The sequence below is a fragment of the Cedecea davisae DSM 4568 genome (assembly GCF_000412335.2).
Classification (GTDB): domain Bacteria; phylum Pseudomonadota; class Gammaproteobacteria; order Enterobacterales; family Enterobacteriaceae; genus Cedecea; species Cedecea davisae.
On sequence record NZ_KE161030.1, the window covers coordinates 2674911 to 2693166 of the forward strand.

Genomic DNA, 18256 nt, shown 5'->3' on the forward strand with positions numbered 1-18256 from the left:
AGGCCGGTATTCATCTAATCAGAAAGTTTCCCAGTTATCGTCATCACCGGCCCTGGCCGGAGTACGCGGGGTGTGAACCACGGGGCCTGGCGTTACCGCCGCCGCCGCAGGCTTTTTACTACCCGCATTCCCTTGCAAACGGAACGTCGCAACCGACTGAGTCAGGCGGCTGGCCTGCTCCTCCAGCGCGGCGGCCGCAGCAGCAGACTCTTCCACCAGCGAGGCGTTCTGCTGCGTCACTTTGTCCATCTCCGACACCGCCAGCGCGACCTGGTCTATACCACGGCTTTGCTCATCGGATGCAGAGGCTATTTCACCCATGATGTCGGTGACCCGCGTAACCGCGTTCACGATGTCGCTCATGGTTTCCCCCGCGCTTTCAACCAGCACCGAGCCGGTATCCACGCGCGAGACGGAATCTTCAATCAGGGACTTAATCTCTTTTGCCGCCTGGGCGCTGCGGCTTGCCAGGTTACGCACTTCGCCTGCTACCACGGCAAAGCCGCGCCCCTGCTCTCCGGCGCGTGCGGCCTCAACGGCGGCGTTCAGCGCAAGGATGTTTGTCTGGAAGGCAATACCGTCGATCACGCTAATAATGTCGGCGATTTTCTTTGAAGAACCGGCGATGTCGTGCATGGTCTTGACCACGCCATCTACCACTTTTCCGCCGCGCTGGGCGGTTTCGGAAGCGTTAAGCGCCAGTTGAGAAGCCTGACGAGCGTTTTCGGCGTTCTGTTTAACCGTGGCGGTCAACTGCTCCATGCTGGCGGCAGTTTCTTCAAGAGAGGCAGCCTGCTGTTCGGTACGGGAAGAGAGATCGTTGTTGCCGGCTGCGATTTCGCTGGTGCCGCTATAAATAGCGTCCGACCCTTCGCGCACCCGGCTCACGGTGTTAATTAATTCCCGCTGCATATGCTGGACGCTGGACGCGAGCTGGCTCAGCTCGTTTTTACCGACCACGGCAATGTTTTCCGTCAGGTTGCCGGAAGCAATCTCGCGGATATGGTTAATCACCACGTTCAGCGGCCTGAGTAACACATGGCGCATCCCGAACCAAACCAGCAGGATAACCGCAGCCAGGGCTAAGGCCAGAACACCAAGCTGCCAGATGGCAAAGGTGTACCCGGCGCGGCTGTCCACATAAGAGGCTTCATACATCCGGTCGTTCAGAGCCAGATAGCCGTCATACGCTTTCTCCAGCGCATTCTGCATCCCCTGGGTGGACTGGCCGAAATAGGCGTCCATATTGCCGCTTTCGAGATAGCCAATTAATTCCGCCAGCGCCTGGTGATAGGCCAGGTAATCGCCGTCAATATCTTTGACGACGGCGTTCATTTCGTCGGAAATCGGCGCAACTTGTTTAAAGTTGTTGTAGTGCTGCTCGGCGTTCAGCAAAGATTTTTTGGCGTTGTTCAGCAGATCCGTTTTCGCCGCGCTTTGGCTATTCGTCGGGTCCATCATCATACGTGCGGCGGAGCGGCTAAGGTTGATGCGCGTATGCAGCATCAGGACCCACGCCTGATTTAACTCGGCCTGCTGAACCCGTAATTCGCGGGAAACTTTAAAGTTGTCATTATTGTTTTTTAAGGAATTAAAGAACATACCACCGGAAATGATTTGCAGCAGCGCGAACACCACAAGCACCATCATCAGCATGGTGACCACGCGAATACGGTTTAACATACGACGCCCTTTTAACGACTTGTTCCCGAGGTTATCGGCACGTACCGCGGGAACTTTACGTTAAGTCACAGGGAAATTGGCCGATTGGGCGCGCTAGTAGGTCACGGTGATGGTCACCGTATCGGCGTAATCATCGGGGATGTAGTTAGTGCTTGGGATAGTGACATAGACCGGGTACTGCTGCGCGACGCCCGTGCCCGTGCTGGACCGATTGTTCAAGGCCGTATTCCCCCAGACGGCGCCCGATGTCCCCGAAGCCTGCCTTAGCTGGTAAGGCACCTGGTCGGTGTTAGCCCCTGTCCCTTTTAGTACCCCGGTGCCCCCCGTGTTGTTATTCGAAGGGGAAAGCCCAATCGTATAGGTCGTGCCATTGGTACAGGCAACGCCGATGGTGTTGCTCGAAGCCAGATTGCTTTGCATTGCGGCGACTGCCCCGAAGCTCACGTTATTGGCATAGCTGATATTGCACTGCTTGCTGACGGCCGCTATCACATTAAAGGGAAAGTTTGTTGCGACAGATGTCCCACAGCCAGCGGGGGGAGCCAGCAGGCCGGTATTAAGCGTGACCGTCGCCATTCCGCTGGTGTAAATGTCCTGATAGCTCCCCGGTGCAGCTGAAGTTTGCGGAAGCGTCATTTGCCCGTAGACCGTCAGGCTTCCGGTGACGGGCGTCAGGTTAAGCAAATTTAGCTGCACCATCGGGAAGGTCGTCCCCGTCTGAAACTGGCTGCCCCACGCCCCTCCACTGACGGTTCCCTGGTAAAGCTCATAGCTCAGCGTACTGGCAGGCGGCCCGGCAAAAGACATTTTATGGTTCCCCACCCCGGCACCATCAATGTTGAAACAGAGCGTCACCCCGGCCAGCAGGTCGCCTAATTGCTTGGAACAGCTGTAATCAAACGTCATCGAGGTATTGGGCGTAGCCGTCGCCAGCGGATTGACGGTGCCAAAGTTTACCGTCTGCACATTGCTCACCGAACACACCACCGCGTGGCTAATTCCCGGGGACAGCAAGAGCACCGCCAGCAGCAAAAGTTGTTTTAATCTCATGCGGGAAACTCCTGTATCAAAAGGCCACAGATTCGCTAGCGGCACACTATCGGCCCGATATTCGGTACGCTTTTCTGGTTTTCGGGGTAATCAAATTCGGCGATACAAATGCCGCTGTCGGTGGTCACTCTGAGCTGATTGCGCAGTTCAAGGGCATCAAAGTAGGCCTGACCATCAAAGCCCACCACCGTGTCCTGCCCGGCTCCCGCCATCGATCTGACGGGGCTACCTTCTCCGATGGCGTTGCCTTTCGCATCGACAAGGATCACCAGCGCGGCACGCACCGGCTTAATATCAAAACTAACCAGCGTGCCGGAGCGGTCGGCAGGCGTGGCGTTGAGATTAACATTACGAATACGCATGCTGGCGGGCAGGTTCATGGGGTCGATGCTGATCAGGTTGTTTTGATAACTGTTCAGCGGCGTCACCAGCAACAGTCCGTTACCGTCGCTGTTTCCCACAAGGTTATTCTGCAATTTGACCGGTACATTCGGGATCCCATCGGTAGAGACAACGGCAAACCCGTTATTGATCTCCCGCGCGGCGAAGATGCCGCCGCCCATCATCACAACAGATCCCGTCGCCCCGGCGTAGCCGTAGTTATTATCAGGAATACTGCGGTAGCCGGTATAAACCCGACCATTGCGCCCCAGGTAGCCAACCTCGCCCTGCCCGCTTTGCTGCGAGCTCTGCTGGCTGGCGGCCAGATTCCAGCCTACGCCGCCTTCAGATGGCGGAGTCTGGCTGGCGTTGAGCTGATACCCCATCTTGTCGCCGGTGCGCTGAACGGTGGCCCCGGCGGTCAGGTTATTACGGGTACTGACGGTCACCATCAGGTAAACGCTGCGGTCGCGGCCGTCGTCAATGTTCTGGTTAAAGCTGGCGCTGAGGGAGACGTTATCGGTGATGGATTTGAACCAGGTGGCGTTGGCGTAGCGTATGGCGCTTTGTTCCGGGTAACGAAACTGCAGGTAACTCATGCTGAGATTGCCCCCAACGCCGAAGTTATACCCTACCACCGCGCTGCCGCTAAACGCTGAGGGGGCTGAGCCATAACGCGTGGCAACATCGCGGTAATCTCCGGAGGTTGCCGTGGCGCTGGAGCTAAAGCTGAAGCGGCCGTCGGACCAGCGGTAACCCAGCCCATATAAATAGCCGTTCGCCCCGGAGTCCGAGCTGGCGGCCAGCGCGGTTGAAATTGTTCCCGACTGGCTTGCCGGGATCCAGTCGCTGCTCAGCCCGCCGTTAATCAGGCTATCGCTGGTTTCAAAATGCCCCCCGGCGGTCAGAGTGTTGCTGAAACCTCGCCGCCAGGTCCCGCTGATTGCGGGTTCGCTGGCATAATCAAATGAGGAGTAACCGTAATTTTTCCGCACCACGCCCAGCTCCAGAGACCAGTCCGTCAGCCCTTCCCGGAGCAGAAGCTGATCGTTATAAAAGGAGAAGCTCTGCACGCTGGTTCTGCCGAGCGCATCCGTCATCATTACCTGGGCGTTACCCGCCCCGGTAATATTCGGCAGCGTATTAATCTGGAAACTGCCCGCAGGCACGTTGCCGTTGTAATACTTGACCCCGTTAACGTATAGCTCAACGTCCGACGGCAGGGTTGCTGAACCCAGGAACGAAGGCAGCGGCGTGGTGGGCATATAGGGGTTGAGACCAAAATCGGTACCAATTTTTATCCCGGCGATACGGGTCTGGCGCGACCATGAGAGCGAACTGGTTAGCGTGTCCCCCAGGGTAACCGCCAGCATTTTATCGGCAAAGGAAGTGCGCCAGCTGGTATCCAGGCGGCTAAATGACTGGTTATCATTTTGCTCCGTAGAATAACGTGTCAACTGGGTGGAACTCAGCACGCCCGCCGCATTGAACGCGCGGAACTCGCTGAAGGTGTTAACGTTACTTTCTTTTCCCGTATCGGCGTAAATATCATAATTCAACAACGCGCCGTAGGCGTTTGACGCCCTGGGGGCAGAGACATCCGACGAGTTAAGCTGGGTGGTTTTCAGGTCTAACAGGCTCAGCGGCGCGGTCAACGCCAGCGTTTGCTGTCCCACGTTATAGTCGATCGTTATTTGAGCGATGTCATTCAGATAATACGGCGGTTGAGCTTTTTCCGGCGGGCGAAAACCCAGCTGCCGCAGAGCCAAAGCGGTACCGTATAATTTTCCATCAGCGTAGCCAAGATGAACCAGACCCACGGGATTTCCATTCACCGTCGTGTCGAGATATAAATCAATGCCTACAGGCTGTGTTGTATTATTAGTGGCCGCATTCTGAGGTAGGTCATTATGGGTATTTTGTGCTGCTGCCATGCCGGAAATAACCAAACCATTAAGCAATAAAATTTTTACCAGAGAATATGGCCAGTCATAAATTTTGTTCTGTTTGTTGACCATTGATAGTGACTTCAACTTTCCCGCTATGGTAAGCATCATTAGCAGACGATGATATTATCCACCGCATACTCGAATCTGGAAGGACATAACCCAGCAGACCAGAAGTAATAACTTTTCGTACGCCATTAGGTTGAATAAACGTCATTGCCGACAGCTGAGCGTGGCTGTTTCCCTGATTACTCACTTCAACAAACGCTTTGCCATCTATATTGATTAATTTCCAGTTTAACTTTGCCGAGGCTTCCGCCTGCCCGGCGGGCTGCAAAAACACCGGAACGGAATAGCGCATCACAAACTGAATTTTATTTCGCTGAAGCTTTGGCGGTGGAAGTTCATCGATAAACAAGCGATAAGCCTGCTCAACTTGATTAGTTGCAGGACCCGTGCGAATCACCCGAATAAGCTGACGCTGCCCGGCAGGCAGCGTCACGATAGGCGGGCTGATGACCAGCCCCTGAGAAGCCGAAAGTTTGTCGGCATAACTGCTCTGCTGCCAGCTAAATACGCGTACCTGCGCGTTAAGCGGCGCGTCACCTTCATTGCTGAGCCAAATGCCATCTGCGTTTTGCGTGGCATGCAGCATCAGATTAACCGGGGAGATTTGCAGCCCTCCGGCTAACGCATTCCCTCCAGCGGCCAGCCCCAGCATCAGGCATACGCAGGCGCAACGTCGTCCACCAAATTTCAATTTCATCCGCTGTCCTGAAATCAGTAGTTAACGTTGACGGTGACCGTGTCCGCATAGCTGTCTGGCGTAAAGTTAGCGCTCGCCGCCGTCGCATAGACGGTATAAGTTTGCGCGGCTCCCGACCCCGTACCCGCTACGCCGTTACCGACGACGGTAGTGGTGGCGGTATTCCCCCAAACGGGCCCGGTAGCGGATGTCTGGTTCAGTTGATAAGGGACTTTATCGGTGTTGGTGGCCGAGTTAGCCACGGATGACATTGCACCTGAACCGGTGGTCGTTCCTCCGTTTGCCGCCGAAGGGGCCAGACCGATAAAATAAGGGGTTGTCTTTGAACAGTTAACGGTAAAAGTATTGCTTTGCGAGGTGTTTACTGCACTGGCATTTACCGTCCCTAAGTTAATATTCGAGCCACTACCGGCGGTAACCGCGCAGGACTTCTGAATAGTAATCAGTACCTGGAACGTGCCGTTTGCCACCGCCGCATTAGCCGATGGAATAATCGCAAACGCAGTACAAGAAAGAATTAAGCGTGCAGCTGTGGCTGAATTCATATCCTTACCCTTATTCAAAATGACTCAATCATGCTTCGTGGATACGCAGCGAAGCGGCACGGGACGATTTAACGCCAGCCGGTATTGCACTTTAATACCGGCAGCTGACTCCATTAACTTATGGTTAATATAATTCGTCCTGAAGTCGCATACATTTTCCATCAAATACCGTTATCTCTCCCTGCCCCAATAATATTGGGACTCTCTTCACCTGATTGTACATTTTACAACCAGGCACAACGGCTTATGTTCGCGACATTCATAGACGAACTGGTAAGAAAAAAATCAGTACGTTACGCCATCACTTAGTTGAAATTTAGTTTAGAGATCGCGAAATAACCAGACCGCGCAGTCAAATTCAGTAAAACAGTGTATTGACGAGTTATCTTCATTAAAAACAAAGAATTAGACACACACCCATTCACTTTAATGCAAACTGAAAAGAATATATCCGCAATTTTGTGATCTTATTCACATGGAATGATTAAGTGCTGCTTAATTAACAATTTACAGAATTTATAAAAAAGAGTTGTATATCGGCGCGCTTTGATTCAAGTTATGCTCCGCGCACTTATGACCCATTCACAATAATTATATAAGGGTCAGTAAGTTACAAAAAAACACAATTCAACTACAGTCAACTACTGGGTTACTAAGTCAGTGGCAAGTTCAAACAAACTCACGCTATTCATTATTCTGTTCATGATAGCGGGGATCTTCTGCGGAGCGGCTATCCACGAATACGCCGGTGCCGACATCATCAAAAGCTACGCCGATAACATCACGCTGTTTACCGACATCTTCCTGCGATTGATCAAGATGGTGATTGCGCCATTGGTCTTCAGCACCCTGACGGTCGGTATCATGAAGCTTGGCGAAACCTCCACCATTGGCCGCGTCGGCGGGAAGGCGATGGTGTGGTTTGTCTCCTCTTCAATCTTGTCGATTCTGGTCGGCCTGTTTATCGTCACCCTTGCACATCCTGGCGCAGGTATGAATTTGCAGGTTCCGGCAGAAGCGGTACAAACCGGCCTGGCGGTGAGCGGCATGACGCTGAAAGCGTTTATCTCGCACACTATTCCGACCAGCATCGCCGGCGCAATGTCCGATAACGAGATCCTGCAAATCGTCGTGTTTTCTATGTTCTTCGGTATTGCAGGGGCATCTCTGGGCGAGAAGTTCAACGCGCCGCTGGTCAGCGCCCTGGATGTGGTCTCTCACATCATGCTCAAAGTGACCGGCTACGTGATGTACGTCGCGCCGCTGGCTATCTTCGCGGCCATCTCTTCGGTGATTGCAACTCAGGGTCTCGGTATTCTGCTGAACTACGCGTCATTTATCGGCGGTTACTACGTGGCGATTGTGCTGACCTGCATTGTGCTGATTAGCGTGGGCTACATGGTGCTGAAGCGCGATGTGTTCCGCCTGCTGGCGATGCTGAAAGATCCGGTGCTGGTTGCCTTCACCACCAGCAGTTCCGAAGCCGCTTATCCGAAAACGCTCGACCAGCTCACCCGCTTCGGCTGCTCGCGCAACATCGCCTCGTTCGTGCTGCCTATCGGCTACTCCTTCAACCTCGTGGGTTCGATGGTGTACTGCTCGTTCGCTTCGATGTTTATTGCCCAGGCTTATAACGTTCACCTGTCATTCTCTGAAATTGCCGTGCTGATGCTGACGCTGATGCTGGCCTCTAAAGGGATTGCCGGGGTGCCTCGCTCCGCGCTGGTGGTACTGGCCGCAACCATCCCAAGCTTCAATATCCCGGTCGCGGGTATTCTGCTGCTGATGGGCATCGACCACTTCCTGGACATGGGCCGCTCGGCTATTAACGTTCTGGGTAACGGCGTGGCGACGGCGATGCTGTCGAAAAACGAAGGCATGCTGGAAGAAGGAACGGTAAGTACCGCTCCCGGCAAAGAAATCCAGGCCTAAAAAAAGGGGCTACCTCACGGTAGCCCCTTTTTACTCTCCCACCCGATTAAGCCACAGCAGAATCAAGCAGTTCCATCTCTTCGCTGTTCAGCAGCTTCTCGATATTTACCAGAATCAGCATACGCTCGCCCAGAGCACCCAGGCCCGTGAGGTATTCTGTTGACAGCGTCACCGCAAACTCCGGCGCAGGGCGAATCTGGTCGGCGGTCAGAGACAATACGTCTGACACGCCGTCAACCACGATACCCACAACGCGTTTCTCAAGGTTGAGAACGATAACCACGGTATTATCGTTATATTCCACGCCGTCTTGTTCGAACTTCAGGCGCAGGTCAATAATCGGCACGATAACGCCGCGCAGGTTGGTCACACCCTTGATAAAGGCCGGAGTGTTCGCGATACGCGTTACCTGATCGTAACCGCGAATTTCCTGCACTTTCAGGATATCAATACCGTACTCTTCGTCGCCGAGGGTGAACACCAGAAATTCCTGTCCCACGTTTTCCCCGGTCAGTTTTGTCACATTTGTTAGTGCAGTCATTTGCGTACCTATTTTCTTAAGCAGTTAATCAGGCGACGGTTAGCGCCAGACGTTGTTCACGGTTCAGACCCTGCAGCGCAGAGACATCGACGATCAGCGCCACGCTGCCGTCACCCAAAATGGTGGCAGCAGAAATGCCCGGCACTTTGCGGTAATTGCTTTCAAGGTTTTTAACCACAACCTGATGCTGACCAATCAGCTGATCGACCAGCAGCGCATAGCGACGACCGGCGCTTTGCAAAATAACCACAATCCCCTGAGTCGCCTCGGTTTTGGCTCCCTGAACGTCGAAGACTTTCCACAACTCTACCAGCGGCAGGTATTCACCGCGCACTTCCAGCACGCGTTCGCCGCCCGCCAGCGGATGCAGGTCTTCTTCCTGCGGTTGCAGAGATTCCATTACCGCGTTCAGCGGCAGAATAAAGACTTCGTTGCTGACTTTGACCGACATCCCGTCGAGGATAGCGAGCGTCAACGGCAGCAGAATGCGAATGGTGGTGCCTGCCCCAGCCTTAGACTGGATTTCAACATGGCCGCCCATTTCCTGGATATTACGCTTCACTACGTCCATGCCCACGCCGCGCCCGGAAACGTCGGTGACCTGCTCGGCGGTGGAGAAGCCAGGCGCGAAAATAAGCATGCCGACTTCATCATCGCTCATGCTCTCGCTAACCGGCATCCCCTGAGACAGAGCTTTAGCCAGAATACGCTCGCGGTTCAGCCCTGCTCCGTCATCGGTCACTTCGATGCAGATATTGCCGCCCTGATGCTCCGCAGAGAGGATCAGGTTGCCGACCTCAGATTTCCCGGCAGCAAGACGTTTTTCCGGCGACTCGATGCCGTGGTCCAGGCTGTTACGCACCAGGTGCGTTAGCGGATCGATAATGCGTTCGATCAGGCTTTTATCCAGTTCGGTGGAGCTGCCCATCAGCGTCAGCTCTACCTGCTTATTCAGTTTACCGGCAAGGTCCCGCACCAGGCGCGGGAAGCGGCTGAACACGTATTCCATCGGCATCATGCGGATGGACATTACGGACTCTTGCAGGTCGCGGGCGTTGCGCTGTAGCTGCCCCATGCTGGTAATCAGGTCGCCGTGATTCACCGGGTCCAGCTCGTTGGAGCGCTGGGCCAGCATCGACTGGGTAATGACCAGTTCGCCGACCAGGTTAATCAACTGGTCAACTTTTTCTACCGCTACGCGGATGCTGGTTGATTCAGAGACGCGGGCTGCAGGCTTATCACGTTCTACGCGGCCGGTTGCCGGAGTCAGCGGCTCGGGTAATCCGGCTTTTTGCACGGCAACGGCTGTTTGAGCCGGAGCTTCGGGAGCCACCACGGCGGTTGTTTCGGCCACGGCCGGAGCGCTGGCAGCGGCGGTTACCGGAACAAAGCTAATCTGCTCTGGTTCAATCACAAAGCAGAGCACAGCGGTGATGTCGTCTTCGCTAACGCTGGTTTCAAGCGTGGCGGTTACGGATGCGGCATCTTTCACTACGTCGCTCACGGTGCCAAGATTGCCCAGCTCTTCGAGCATCAGATCGAGTTCGGCCTCTTTCAGCCCGTCGATAACTACGCGCAGTCTGCCGCCATTATCCGTCGAAGCCGGAGCGGCCTGCTCGGTTTCAACCACTGACAGTTTCGCCGGTGCCGTTGGGGCTTCACCTTTGGCCTCAAGAGCCAGCTGGCGCAGCGCCTTACAGATGTAGTCGAAGCTTGCTGCGTCCGGCTCTTCAGAGTTTTTATAAGCGTCCAACTGTTCCTGCATAATATCCTTGGTTTCCAAAAACAGGTTGATGATATCGGTGTTAAGCTGCATCTCACCGCGCCGCGCCTCGTCCAGCAGGTTTTCCATCAGGTGAGTGGTCTCCTGCAACACGGAGAAGCCAAAAGTCCCTGCCCCGCCCTTAATGGAGTGGGCCGCGCGGAAAATGGCGTTTAGCTGTTCGGAGTCCGGCGCTTCGGGCACCAGATCCAGAAGATGCTGCTCCATGTCGGCCAATAGCTCGTCGGCTTCGTCAAAAAATGTCTGGTAAAAATCACTGATATCCATGCTCACGCTATCACCTCGTAGCCGGTTGTGGCGCAATTGTATTATTCACCGGAGCCGTTACAGGAACCTGTTGCAGAACGCTAACCGGCTGGTTATCGCTCTCCGAGTTCTCGTGCATGATGGCGTCTTCGGTCTGTTTATTAAGCACCAGCAGACTGATGCGACGGTTAATGGCGTCACCGCCCCCACGTTTGGAGAGGCTCATCTGCGAGGACATACCGATCACACGCAGAACTTTTCCATCGTCCAGCCCACCGGCAACCAGCTCGCGGCGGGAGGCGTTAGCGCGGTCGGCGGAAAGCTCCCAGTTGCTGTACCCGCGCTCGCCGTTGGCGTAAGGCAGGTCATCTGTATGGCCGGACAGGCTGATTTTGTTAGGAATACCGTTCAGCACCGGAGCAATTTTGCGCAGAATATCGCGCATATACGGCTCAACTTCCGCGCTCCCGTTTTTAAACATCGGGCGGTTCTGGCTGTCGATAATCTGGATGCGCAGACCTTCCTGCACCAGATCTATCTGCAAATGCGGACGCAGCGCACGCAGTTTCGGATCGGACTCAATTAGCTGATCCAGGTCGCCTTTAATCCGCTTCAGGCGGTTGGCTTCCATACGCTTGCGCAATTCTTCGATGTTGGGCTGTTTTTTAACTTCGCCCTGCTGCTGGGTGACATCATCACCGCCGCCGGGGATCGGGCTGTCGCTGTCAGCGATACGCTGGCCGCCGGTAATCGCCTGCGCCAGCGGAGTACGGAAATAGTCGGCAATTTGCGCCAGCTCTTTCGGGCTGGAGATAGAAATCAGCCACATCACCAGGAAGAAGGCCATCATCGCGGTCATAAAGTCCGCATAGGCAATTTTCCATGAGCCATGGGCCGCCCCACCGTGGCCCTTGTGCTTGCGGCGTTTTACAACAACGATGGGGTGAGCCTGGTTTTTCATACTTCTTCTTCCGTCGCGCGCTGTCCGTTTGGAGAGCGTACGGCCCGGACGTGCTCTTCAAGCTCAATGAACGACGGACGCTCGCTTGAGTAGAGCGTTTTACGGCCAAATTCGACGGCGATAGGCGGCGCGTACCCGTTGAGACTGGACAATAATGTAACTTTTACACACTGCATCATCTTGGTGGTTTCAGCGCTTTTTTGGCGCAGCACGCTCGCCAGCGGGGAAATAAAACCGTAGGCCAGTAAAATACCCAGGAAGGTCCCTACCATTGCGTGCGCAATTAACGCGCCCAGCTCCGCAGCGGGTCTGTCGGCAGAAGCCAAAGCGTGTACTACGCCCATTACTGCGGCAACGATACCGAATGCCGGTAATGAATCCCCCATTAGCGCAAGGCTATTGGCAGGTATTTCCGACTCGCTTTCATGAGTCTCGATTTCTTCATCCATCAACGCTTCAATTTCGAAGGTATTCATATTTCCGCTAATGATAAGACGCAGATAATCAACAATGAAATCAAGCATCATAGTGTCCGCTAAAATACGCGGGTAGCTGGCAAAGATTTCACTTTCTTTGGGATTTTCGATGTCTCTTTCAAGTGAAAACATACCCTGCTGACGAGACTTAGCCATCAGCCGATAAAGCAATGCCATCAAATCCATATACATGCTTTTGGTATATTTTGAACGTCTGAAGAGCAGCGGAAGCGCTTTTAAGGTGCCCTTAATCGCTTTACCGTTATTCCCTACAATGAACGCCCCAATACCCGCCCCACCAATGATGATAAACTCAGCTGGTTGATAAAGTGCGCCAAGGTGGCCGCCGGTTAACATATAACCGCCGAACACTGTCCCTATAACAACCAGGTAACCTATTAAAATCAGCACGAGATCATCCTTACGCCGTTGAGTGTAGCGAGGATGCCCAGGAAGGCAGAAGCAGCGTTATGTGCGGGCATAAAAAAAGCAGCGGCAATCACTCACCGCTGCTGGAATGCTCAAACACAGAATCTGTTAAACAGCCTGTTCCACCTGGTCATCCAGCAGTTGTGGAATAATATCGGCAGTGTTCTGGGAAAGTTTACGTCTTTTTACCGCTCGTGATGGCGGTTGGCACAGACTGCAGGCAAAGCTGCCCACCGGCTGATGCGCGTGAGTGATAAAATTGCCATTACAGCAGTTGCACTGGCTGAGCTGGAGCATGCCGCTCTCAACAAAACGCACCAGCGTCCAGGCGCGGGTTAGCGCCAGCAGAGGACCTTCCGGCTGGGAAGGACATTGTTCAAGATACAGGCGATAGGCTTTGATAACCGCATCAACGCCGGTACATAGCCCACTTCGAAGTAAAAACTGCCAGGCATTACAGAACATGGAAGCATGAATATTTTGCTCCCAGGTCATAAACCAATCGGTAGAGAAAGGCAGCATCCCTTTTGGAGGAGGACTTCCACGGAGTTCTTTGTAGAGTTTGATCAGGCGACCCCGGCTCAACTGCGTTTCGCTTTCCAGCATTTGCAGTCGTGCACCGAGTGTTATCAGCTCCATTGCAAGCTGAATGTCGCGAGCTTCCTGGACAATACTTTTCTCGCTCATTTGTTATGCCCTTTTTTTCTTAGGTGCCTCGGCAGGCGTCGACACCTCATTCAGTAAACGGGTAGATAACAAAATACCGGTATGAATTTGCTGTAAATCATCCACACGGGAGTCTTGCGTTAAGCGAGTAATCGTTTGGTGATCGTTAAAACGGAACTGACACACTAATTGGTTAGTTTCCGCCAATTTAACCATCTGTGGCAGCGTTAATTCGCCCAGAGTATTTGCCATATCTTCAGCGATTCCTAATCGAAACATTGCTGAAGCTTTGTCCTGACTAATAAGACGCTGTGCAAGCAATAAGTACGACAAATTAATGTCGTAAATATGTTTTAGCAACTCGGAAGTATGCATTTTTTCCATCCCGAATAACCAACTATTATTGTATGCGGCCTAGCCTAAATATTTCGGATGACAGTACAGTGTCAAACACAGAAAATTCTCCAGAAACTTACGGCTGCAAGAAACCGGAGCGAACCTGTCGCACTCATACCTGTTTTCTGAACTATTAGGGGGTTGTTACCGCACCCCGCGATGTCGCCGGGTTGCCCCGGTAGAATTAAAACAATCGTTACGGCCAAAATGCACGGATAAATCTTACGCTCTGACTAAACTCCCCGCACTCTGCGGTAGAAGCCCTTTCCCTGACAAAGCCCGAACGTATGTTGTCGTTCATCATTTTATTACAAAAAACTAAGATTTTTCCTAATTCGGGCAAACTCTACTCGTAGCCCCTTGCACATACAATGCAGCCACCTGCGATTTTGGAATTTATGTGACGCGGATCACATAAATACATCACCCAAAGAGGTGAGAAGCATCAGAATCGCTTTTCATTTGCATAATTATTAGCCAGATCAAGAATTTTCCTCACGGCCAGGAGTGAATAGTTATACCAAAAACTCACAACTGCATGAGTTACCGTAGCTTTTTATACGATACCGTTGCTTAGGAATGCATAAGCGATCACATTTTGCGAATGCAGTTAGGGGTAATCTGCTTATATTCATAGACTTAACCTAAATTATAACTGAAGTTTATCCGAGTGCAGGGATTTCAAAAGGGGCAGTTATCGAAACTTATCGCCCGATCCAGGTTCGCAAATTAATCCGCGAGACTGATGGTAAATTTTCACAGATCGACTACTCAGTAATGTTGCAAATTCGTTTCATAAGAATAACTGAACAATTTCTATGATTAGCTTCACAATTCGTATGGTGATTGCCGTTGCGCCTGAGCAACATCTGGTGTAAGAAAATGTTAACAATTCACGCTAAATGTGGGGTGAGATTATGAGCTATAGCCACGTACTGGTTGCTGTTGCCGTCACGCCTGAAAGCCACCTGCTGGTGCAGAAGGCCGTCTCCATCGTTAAACCCGTCAACGGGCGAATTACTCTGGTCACCCTCGCCTCAGATCCGGAACTGTATAACCAGCTTGCCGCTCCGATGATGGAAAACCTGCGAGAGTTGATGCTGGAGGAGACGCGCCTTTTTCTCGATGAGATAAGAGAAAAAGCACAATATCCTATTGAAAATATAATTATTTCCAGTGGGGAACTAAGCGAACATATCCTCAACATCTGCGAAAGGCAGGATGTTGATTTGGTCATTTGCGGCAATCATAACCAGAGTTTTTTCTCTAAAATCATGTGCTCGGCCAAAGCCGTAGTCGCCGCCAGCGCGGTAGACGTTCTGCTGGTCCCGCTTTAGCCACTGCCACAACAGGAAGCGGAGAAGCTTCCGCTTCCCGGCAATGTTGTTCTCTATATTCCAGGTTATTCCATAGAGACTAATTTCGTCAGTTTATGAAAGAGCAACTTTTTACCCTGATTCCATCTTTATTTTCTTCCGCCCGCGCGGCTTTAAAATAACCGATATATTTTTGCCCATAAAATCATCCACTCCGGTCCCCAACAGGGCCCCCAACGACCCTCGCCCGGTCATAAGGATTTACGATAGTCGGTCGGAACCTATTCATTAGCCGGGCCAGCGGATGTTGGTCCCCTGAAAGCACACCGAACAGGAAATGACCAGATCAAGCTTTTGCTATTTATTGGCCGAACGCAATTTTTTAAAATATCGACAGCGGGGGATTCTGTGCAAAAAATGACGTGCAACCCGATCTATTTAAGTGTGGCTAAAGTTACTCATGCAATAAAACTGTATAAACACAATAAATTTAAAACTCTCATCCACACACCTCCTCAACTTTCAAAAAAAAAATAAATAAAACAATGACATATAGAATATATTATACATCAATAACAATGAGTTACATGAGCACCTCATGCCTGCGCAGGAATGAATTCATTTGCTTTAAAATAAAAAACAAATAATTCTTTTTAAGACTTTTCCCGCTATTAATTGCAGAGTATGTTTACTTAATTGCCCGTAACATGTTCCATGAATAAGGATGTTAATATGCCTGCTGCCAGCCTGATCCAGAGACTTAATGCCCAAATAAACCGGGAATTTTACTCCTCACACCTCTGCCTGCACCTGAGCGCCTGGTGCACTCAACACAGCCTGACCGGCAGCGCCAATTTTTTGCGTAGCCAGGCTCAAAACAACGTGACCCACATGATGCGGGTTTTCAACTTTATGAAGCAGTCAGGCGGAATGCCGAGCGTAGGGACTATGCCGCCGCCAAAGTGCGAATGCCTGAACCTGGAAGAGTTGTTCCAGCAAACGCTGGATGATTACTACCTTCGGCATGACACGCTGTCCGGGCTGAAAGAAGAAGCCCGGGCCGCCAATGCCGGAAAGGTGGAGAGTTTTTTGGTGTCGCTAAGCAAAGAGCAGGATCGGGATGGGAAGATATTGTTGGCCATTCTTGAACAGCTGAAGGAGGCCAAAAGCGCCGGATTGTGCATGAATCAGGCGGACCGAAAGCTGCTCGAACTAATAGACCGCTGCCACTGAAACTCGCTTAGCCTTTGTTGTTGGCCCCGGCTCAGCCCGGGGTGTTGATTCCCTCCCCTCCATGCCAGAATGTTAATAAATAGTTAATAAGCAGATGTTTTTATTATCATTTAACAAATAAGATCTATTCCACAAAATATAACCTTACATTTTGTAATGCTTCTGTTAATCATCACTTTCAGAGGCACTTATGATAACCATCGAATTTATTGTCATTATTTTATGTTTGCTGGCCGGTACCCGTTTTGGCGGGATGGGGCTGGGCCTGATTAGCGGTATCGGCCTGTTTATTCTGACCTTTATTTTCGGGCTGGAACCGGGCAAACCGCCGGTAGACGTCATGCTTACGATCCTTGCGGTCATCGGCTGTGCCGCCACGCTACAAACCGCAGGCGGGCTGAACGTCATGATGCAGTTTGCCGAACGCCTGCTGCGGCGGCATCCGCAGCACATCACGCTGCTGGCCCCTTTTACCACGTGGATGCTGACCTTTTTATGCGGCACGGGGCATGTGGTTTATACCATGTTCCCGATTATTGCCGATATTGCGCTGAAAAAAGGCATCCGTCCGGAGCGGCCAATGGCGGTCGCTTCCGTTGCCTCTCAGATGGCTATTACCGCCTCACCGGTCTCGGTAGCGGTCGTTTCTCTGGTTTCTATACTGGCGGCAGGACACGGCGTTATTCCACACGCCTGGGGAATTCTTGAGATCCTATCCATCTCCGTACCTGCCTCGCTGTTTGGCGTACTGATTGCCGCGCTCTGGAGCCTTCGTCGCGGCAAAGCACTGGAAGACGACGAGGAATTTCAGGCAAAACTTCGGGATCCTAAGCAGCGCGAATTCATCTTCGGCAGTACCGACACATTAATGAACCAGACCTTCCCGAAGCAGGCATGGTGGTCAACGTGGATCTTCTTTCTCGCGATTCTCGCCGTCGTGTTACTCGGTGCCTTTCCAGAGCTGCGCCCTTCGTTTGCGGTAAAAGGCGTGATGAAGGCGCTGTCGATGAATCTCGTGATCCAGATGATGATGTTGATCGCCGGGGCGGTGATGCTCGTCACCTGCAAGGTGAACTTCAGCGCAATATCTAACGGCGCGGTATTCAAGGCGGGGATGGTTGCCATCTTCTCGGTGTTCGGCGTGGCGTGGATGAGCGACACTTTTTTCCAGGCCCATCTGGGCGAACTCAAGCAGGCGCTGGAAGGCGTCGTGCAGAGCCATCCGTGGACTTACGCTATCGTGCTGTTTCTGGTTTCGAAGCTGGTAAACAGCCAGGCCGCAGCCTTAACAGCGGTGGCGCCGATGGGACTAATGCTCGGCGTCGAGCCTAAAATGCTGATTGCTTTTTTCCCCGCCTCCTACGGCTACTTTATCTTGCCGACCTACCCAAGCGACCTGGCCTGCATCGGATTTGACCGCTCCGGCACTACGCGAATTGGGAAATTTATTCTTAACCACAGCTTTATTCTGCCGGGGCTTATCGGCGTGATTAGTTCGTGCGTTGCCAGCTATCTGCTGGTGCAGACATTTTTATAAGCAGGAAATACGCCCTCCCGGAAGGGAGGGTGCAGTGTTTAATGAGCGTCTTTTTGCTGAGTAAACTTCAGTTCGATCAGGGCAATCGCTTTTTGAATCGCACGGCGAGTTACCGGATCTACCGCCGCCGGGTGGGTGGTAAAGTCGATAGTTTTCAGCTGCTCCGCCATTTTTTCGCGCACTTCAACCGGAGCAATCACGTCAATCACATCAAGAATTTGTTTAATTACCAGCTGGCAAGCCACGACATCAGAAACCAGTTCCTGGTCAGCGGAAAGTTGTTCGGCCATTTTAATCTCCTGTTTTAATTGCGCGACAGTCTACCCGCGCCCCTCCTGACGAGGCAACAGAACATTGCTGGAAAGCGCC

General features: G+C 52.3%; 16 protein-coding genes. 4 read left to right on the forward strand and 12 right to left on the reverse strand.

From position 1 onward, the window contains the following. Nucleotides 1–18: 18 nt before the first annotated feature. The 5 genes from tar to HMPREF0201_RS12185 all read right to left on the reverse strand — a co-directional run bounded on the left by tar (nt 19) and on the right by HMPREF0201_RS12185 (nt 6371). Nucleotides 19–1683 (reverse strand): methyl-accepting chemotaxis protein II, encoded by a 1665-nt coding sequence (tar, locus tag HMPREF0201_RS12165; protein ID WP_016536978.1) that lies wholly within the window; start codon nt 1681–1683, stop codon nt 19–21. A gap of 93 nt (nt 1684–1776) precedes the next feature. Further along, entirely contained in the window at nt 1777–2733 is a 957-nt protein-coding gene (locus tag HMPREF0201_RS12170) for a Csu type fimbrial protein (RefSeq protein WP_016536979.1), read from the reverse strand. Nucleotides 2734–2768: 35 nt separating this feature from the next. Further along, nucleotides 2769–5048: a fimbria/pilus outer membrane usher protein gene (locus tag HMPREF0201_RS12175; protein WP_039899340.1), complete on the reverse strand. Its 2280-nt coding sequence runs from the start codon at nt 5046–5048 to the stop codon at nt 2769–2771. Nucleotides 5049–5103: 55 nt separating this feature from the next. Next, a complete protein-coding gene (locus tag HMPREF0201_RS12180; protein ID WP_039898350.1) occupies nt 5104–5826 on the reverse strand; it encodes a fimbrial biogenesis chaperone in 723 nt (240 codons plus the stop codon). Nucleotides 5827–5840: 14 nt separating this feature from the next. Next, a complete protein-coding gene (locus HMPREF0201_RS12185) occupies nt 5841–6371 on the reverse strand; it encodes a Csu type fimbrial protein (RefSeq protein WP_016536982.1) in 531 nt (176 codons plus the stop codon). A 660-nt stretch (nt 6372–7031) separates the two neighbouring features. On the opposite strand from HMPREF0201_RS12185, the gene HMPREF0201_RS12190 reads away from it, so the two are divergent. Continuing rightward, complete coding sequence (locus HMPREF0201_RS12190; RefSeq protein WP_016536984.1) at nt 7032–8303, forward strand: dicarboxylate/amino acid:cation symporter; 1272 nt, start codon at nt 7032–7034, stop codon at nt 8301–8303. 46 nt (nt 8304–8349) lie between these two features. On the opposite strand, the gene cheW is transcribed toward HMPREF0201_RS12190, so the two are convergent. The 6 genes from cheW to flhD form a co-directional block, all read right to left on the reverse strand. Continuing rightward, a complete protein-coding gene (gene cheW, locus HMPREF0201_RS12195) occupies nt 8350–8844 on the reverse strand; it encodes a chemotaxis protein CheW (protein WP_016536985.1) in 495 nt (164 codons plus the stop codon). A gap of 28 nt (nt 8845–8872) precedes the next feature. Further along, nucleotides 8873–10894: a chemotaxis protein CheA gene (cheA, locus tag HMPREF0201_RS12200; protein ID WP_016536986.1), complete on the reverse strand. Its 2022-nt coding sequence runs from the start codon at nt 10892–10894 to the stop codon at nt 8873–8875. A 10-nt stretch (nt 10895–10904) separates the two neighbouring features. After that, nucleotides 10905–11834 carry a flagellar motor protein MotB gene (gene motB, locus HMPREF0201_RS12205; protein WP_016536987.1) on the reverse strand — a complete coding sequence of 310 codons (930 nt, stop codon included), beginning with the start codon at nt 11832–11834 and terminating at the stop codon, nt 10905–10907. Continuing rightward, complete coding sequence (gene motA, locus HMPREF0201_RS12210) at nt 11831–12721, reverse strand: flagellar motor stator protein MotA (RefSeq protein WP_016536988.1); 891 nt, start codon at nt 12719–12721, stop codon at nt 11831–11833. The genes motB and motA overlap by 4 nt, the downstream gene beginning before the upstream one ends. A gap of 126 nt (nt 12722–12847) precedes the next feature. Beyond that, nucleotides 12848–13426, reverse strand: coding sequence for a flagellar transcriptional regulator FlhC (flhC, locus tag HMPREF0201_RS12215; protein ID WP_016536989.1), 579 nt, complete (start codon nt 13424–13426; stop codon nt 12848–12850). Nucleotides 13427–13429: 3 nt separating this feature from the next. Next, nucleotides 13430–13780: a flagellar transcriptional regulator FlhD gene (flhD, locus tag HMPREF0201_RS12220; protein WP_209420411.1), complete on the reverse strand. Its 351-nt coding sequence runs from the start codon at nt 13778–13780 to the stop codon at nt 13430–13432. A gap of 938 nt (nt 13781–14718) precedes the next feature. Between flhD and uspC the strand changes: the two genes are divergently transcribed. The 3 genes from uspC (at nt 14719) to HMPREF0201_RS12235 (ending at nt 17887) form a co-directional block, all read left to right on the forward strand. Next, nucleotides 14719–15138 (forward strand): universal stress protein UspC, encoded by a 420-nt coding sequence (gene uspC / locus HMPREF0201_RS12225; protein WP_039898351.1) that lies wholly within the window; start codon nt 14719–14721, stop codon nt 15136–15138. 711 nt (nt 15139–15849) lie between these two features. Continuing rightward, nucleotides 15850–16350, forward strand: a complete 501-nt coding sequence (locus HMPREF0201_RS12230; protein WP_039898352.1) for a non-heme ferritin-like protein — start codon at nt 15850–15852, stop codon at nt 16348–16350. Between the two features lie 190 nt (nt 16351–16540). Beyond that, a complete protein-coding gene (locus HMPREF0201_RS12235) occupies nt 16541–17887 on the forward strand; it encodes an anaerobic C4-dicarboxylate transporter (RefSeq protein WP_016536995.1) in 1347 nt (448 codons plus the stop codon). Between the two features lie 38 nt (nt 17888–17925). On the opposite strand, the gene HMPREF0201_RS12240 is transcribed toward HMPREF0201_RS12235, so the two are convergent. Then, on the reverse strand, nt 17926–18177 hold the full coding sequence (locus tag HMPREF0201_RS12240; RefSeq protein WP_016536996.1) for a DUF2766 family protein: 252 nt from the start codon (nt 18175–18177) through the stop codon (nt 17926–17928). Nucleotides 18178–18256: the final 79 nt, after the last annotated feature.